The organism is Streptomyces pratensis (assembly GCF_037137275.1).
Classification (GTDB): Bacteria; Actinomycetota; Actinomycetes; order Streptomycetales; family Streptomycetaceae; genus Streptomyces; species Streptomyces pratensis_B.
In genome coordinates this window covers 1-4,816 of record NZ_JBBBEN010000054.1, presented here as the reverse complement: position 1 = coordinate 4,816, position 4,816 = coordinate 1, and the positions used below count along the sequence as shown (strand labels likewise).

The 4,816-nt window shown below is 67.5% G+C and carries 1 protein-coding gene and 2 pseudogenes; 2 read left to right on the top strand and 1 reads right to left on the bottom strand.

Annotated elements, in window-relative coordinates; genetic code table 11:
- Positions 1-659: non-homologous end joining protein Ku (gene ku / locus V9U70_RS03345; protein ID WP_336672915.1), on the bottom strand; the 659-nt coding region annotated here is incomplete at its 3' end.
- 286 nt (positions 660-945) lie between these two features.
- Here ku and V9U70_RS03340 point away from each other — a divergent pair.
- A pseudogene (locus tag V9U70_RS03340) lies at positions 946-1,286 on the top strand (HNH endonuclease); the annotation flags it as partial.
- 460 nt (positions 1,287-1,746) lie between these two features.
- A pseudogene (locus V9U70_RS03335) lies at positions 1,747-4,816 on the top strand (RHS repeat-associated core domain-containing protein); the annotation flags it as partial.

The window sequence follows — 4,816 nt, the reverse complement described above, 5'->3', positions numbered from 1 at the left end:
GCGATGATGTCCTCCAGCGCCTCACGGTACTCGTCGTGGAAACCGGACAGGTCCTCGATCGTCATCCGCTCGGCCAGCTGCAGAGCCTGCTCGATCTCCTCCTCGCCGACCTCGACCGCGCGCGGGGCCAGCTCCTGCGGGTTGCGGACCTCGACGGGCCACTTCATGGAGTGCAACACGATCGCGCCCTGGCGAATCCGCAGCAGGCCCAGGCGCTCACGGCCGTGCCACGCGAGCTTCGCCACAGCCACCTTCGAGGACCGCTCCAACGCCTTGCGCAACAGGGTGTACGGCTTCACGGCGACCTGCCCGTCGGCGGCCAGATAGTAGGAGTCGCTGATACGAACCGGGTCGACCGTCTCCGCGTCGACGAACGTGGCGATCTCGATCGCCTTCGCCGTCGGCAGCGGCATCTGCTCCAGTTCCTCGTCCGTCACCGTGACCGTCTGGTCCTTCGCGATCTCGTAGCCCTTGCCGATCTCCTCCTGGGAGAGGACCTCACCATCCAGCTCACACACCTTCCGCGTCCGCACCCGGCCCATGTCCTCCAGGTGCACCCGGTGGAAGTGGACATCGTGGTCCACGGTCGCGGACACGATCTTCACCGGGATCGTGACCAGCCCGAAACTGATCGCCCCTGCCCACAACGGTCGCGGCATCTCTTCCACCTCCAGAACTCCTGCGCCGCTGCGCGGCGAGGGAAAGGTCGGAGAAACGCCCGGTCGGAAGCGCCGGGCCCACTACGTCGTACTCCTGATCCTCACGCGGGGCAGGGCGGCCCGCATCTCCACCCCACCCCGAGCAGCAGGTGACCTGCCACGCCCCGGCGTCCCGGGCCGAGCGGCCGGACAGCGGAAGCGTTCCTGCGGTGCATCTTCTCGGCCACGCGGGTGACCCCGGTGGCCGTAGCCTTCGCCGCTGGTGGGTGGGGCCGGTACAGCGGTGGTGATCAAGAACATCGCGCGTGGACTGCGCACTTTCCCTCGTCCCCGCCCTCTTCTCCGCTCCCGCCGCGCAGGCCGCCCCGGCACCGGAAGTGATGACGCTGGCCGACGCGGTCGCCCTGGTGACGGTCGCGGAGGAGGACCGCACCGGATACACCCGCAGCAAGTTCAAGCACTGGAACGGCGGCGACGACGCAGGCGACGGGTGCAACACCCGCAACGAGGTGCTCCTGGCCGAAGCCGTTGTCGCGCCGACGGTGGAGCCCGGGTGCAAGCTGACCGGCGCCTGGATCAGTTACTACGACGGCCAGGAGGGTCACCAGCGCCGGTGCGCTGGACATCGGGTTGGCCGACTGACCTGGTCGGCCCCTCGCGCTGGAGGTGCCGGGAGAAGCGGCCGGTCCTGCTCCGCTCCCAGCGTGGACAGAGCCCGAGGCGGTGCGGGAAGCGAGGATCCTGTGAGCACCGCGAGGCTCAGATCGGTCAGCGCGAGGCGGGTGATTCGCGTGGTCGGGTTTCGGCCCGGTTCCTTTGGCGCCGAAACTGTTGCCATAGGGCAAGAGAGGGCGTGGTGGGTGACGCTTCGGGCGGAATCGGGCGCTCAAGTCAGCTTATTCTAGCACGTTTACGTTCTTCTGGTCAAGAACTTGTTCGTGTCGTGTGAGGGGTTCGTGGCAGCGTGTGGGCTTCCGGTGGCCCGGGGAGGCCACTGCGTCTTCATATCCCGTAAGGGGATCGCATGGTTTCGCGTGCTTCCGGCATGCCGTCTTGGCGTGCCCGTACATCTCGCCGAGGTGCTCTGATGGCGGCCTTGGTGGTGGCCGCGCTGGGTGCTTCCGCACTGCCGACGTGGGCCGCGCCGGGCGAGGTCCCGGCCCCGGGCTCGGCCTCGGTGTCGGTCTGGGACAAGAAGGCCGATCCGCAGTCCATACCGCCGGTCAAGGTCGGAGCCAACAGGCCGCTAGCCAACGTGGAGGAGTCCGCGCCATTGGCGGCGGCGGCCTCATGGCGGGCCGCGCAGGAGGAGCGGGCCAGGGCCGGTGGCAGCATCTCATCGCCCGCGGCGCGTTCGTCGGCTGGTGTGCGCAGTTGGGTGCCACGCGGGCAGGGGGCGGTGCCCTGGCATGAGATATCCGACTTCCGGATCACCGACTCACTGGTGGCCCGGGTCAACCACTCCAACGGCAATCCGATGCTGGCGGGGACGGACTTCGAGGTCGCGGGGGTGGGGCAGAAGCTGCGGCTGGCGCGTACGTACAACTCGCTGGACGCCCCGTGGGGCAAGGTGTCGCAGCGGTGGTGGCAGGAGTACGAGCGCTATCTCGACCTCTACGCGAGCGAAGTGGTGCTCTTCGGCGCCACCGGGGATGCGGCGTCCTTCACGGAGAACGCCGATGGCACCTTCACCACGCCGAAGGGGTACTCCAAGGACCTGAAGAAGAACGCGGACGGCACCTACACGCTGACCGACCGCAAGTCCGGCTCCAAGGACACCTACAACACCAACGGCACGCTGACGAAGGTCACCGACAAGAACAACGGCACCATCACCGTCACCCAGCACAACGAGGGCTCCGAGCACAAGGGTTTCAAGCTCACCGAGACCCGCTCCGGCCGCTGGGTGGAGCTGCTCAAGACCTACCCGAACCAGTGGCAGGCCAAGGACCACACCGGCCGCACCGCCGTCTTCGACCTCAACGCCGATGGCGACCTGGTGAAGACGACGGACACCGAGGGCAAGTCTACGGTGTTCGGTTACGACTCCTCGCGCCGCCTGACGAAGATCACCACCCCCGAGGGCCGGGTGACGGTCTTCACCTATGACGATGAGAACCGCGTCACGTCGATGCTCCGGGCCACCGAGTTCAACGGCTCCGGCCACACCGGCCCGACCTGGACCTACGCCTACTCCGCCGGCTCGCACGACGACGCCGGCACGACGACGGTCACCGATCCGGAGCAGCAGTCCACGAAGTACGAGCATGACGCGGACGGCCAGGTCGAGAAGGTCACCGACGCGCTGGAGCGGTCGCGCTCCAGGAAGTACGACGCGAACCGCAACGTGGAGGAGGCCACCGATGCCATGGGCACCGGTGGCGTGGACGGCAACGTCACCACCTACGGCTGGGACTCCCGCAACAACCCCACCGGCTCCACCCTCCCCACCGGAGCCACCGCGAGCGTGACGGGCTACCAGACGATCGCGGGCGCGGACCTGCCCGGGACGCTGACGACGGCGGACAACGAGGAGACGAACTACACCTACGACACGGCGGGCAACACCAAGTCCGTCGCCGTCGAGGGCACCGGCGGCAATCAGTCCTTCGACTACAACCCCGCCACCCCCACCTGTGGCGGCTTCGAGGGCCAGGTCTGCAAGGCCACCACGAAGCTGACGGCGTCCAAGTCGGTCTCCACCACCTTCACCTACGACGCCCAGGGCATTCTCAAGACGGTCAAGGCCCCGGCCCCGCTGGGCACGTCCACCTATACCTACGACGACCTGGGCCGGGTTTCGTCGGCGAAGGACGCCCGCGGCATCACCATCACCTACGCCTACGACCACCGCGACTGGGTCAAGAAGGTCGACTCCTCGAACTACCAGACGGTCACCTACGAGTACGACGGTGACGGCAACCTCACCCAGCGCTCCGACGGCACCGGCGTGATCAAGTACGCGTTCGACCCGCTCGCCCGCGAGACGGTCCGCACGCTGCAGAACGGCTCGCAGACGGTGCTGACCTATACCCCGGCGGGCAACGTCGACACCTACAAGGACCCGGCGGGTCTGACCGACTACACCTGGAACAAGGTCAACACACCGAACTGAAGGACCCCCAGGGCAAGATCACGAAGTACGCGTACAACGAGAACGACGTCCGCACCAAGACCACCTACCCCGGCAACACCGTCCACACGGTCACCCCGGACAAGTCCGGCCGCCCGGAGAAGATCACGGCGAGCAGCCCGAAGGGCACCCTGGTTGACCTGGCCTACACCTACGGCTACGGAACCGGTGGTGCGACCGACGGCAACAAGATCCGCACCACGACAGACGCGGTGGGCGGTACGAAGACGAGTTACGCGTACGACAGCGCGGGCCGCTTCTCGTACGCGGCGGAGAACAAGGGCACCTCTCTCAACGCCTCCTGGCAGTACTGCTACGACCTCGCCGGGAACCTCACCTCGCAGGGCGTGGAGAAGGGCTGCCCGCGCGGCACCACCTACACGGTCAACGACGCCCAGCAGATCACCGCGAAGGACGGCTCCAGCACGAGCTGGTCCTACGACAAGATCGGCAACGAGACCGCCGGCGCCTCCACCCCCGAGTCCACCCGCACCGGCGTCAAATGGACCGACTACTCCCAGATGACGTCGATCACCACCGGCGGCAAGACCTACGCCGGGCAGTACGGTTCCACCGACCAGTCCGAGCGGATCAAGCTCGGCGACACCTTCTTCCACAACGGGCCCCTCGGCCTGTCCGCCACCTCAACGGCCGGAGTGGACACGGGATTCAACCGCGAGCCCGGGGGCACGCTGAACTCCATGACCCGCGGGGGCAAGAACCACTACTACCTGACCGACGCACTCGGCAGCGTCGTCGCCCTGACAGACGAGACCGGCACCAAGGTCAACACGTACGGCTACAGCCCCCGCGGCGTCGAGCGCCCCACCACCACCGAGACGGTCCCCCAGCCCTACCGCTTCGCCGGCGGCTACCAGGACCCCACCGGCCTCTACCACTACGCGGCCCGCTACTACGACCCCAACATCGGCCGCTTCACCACCCCCGACCCCTCCGGCCAGGAACAGAACCCCTACCTCTACGCCGAAGGCGACCCCGTCAACCGCATCGACCCCACCGGACT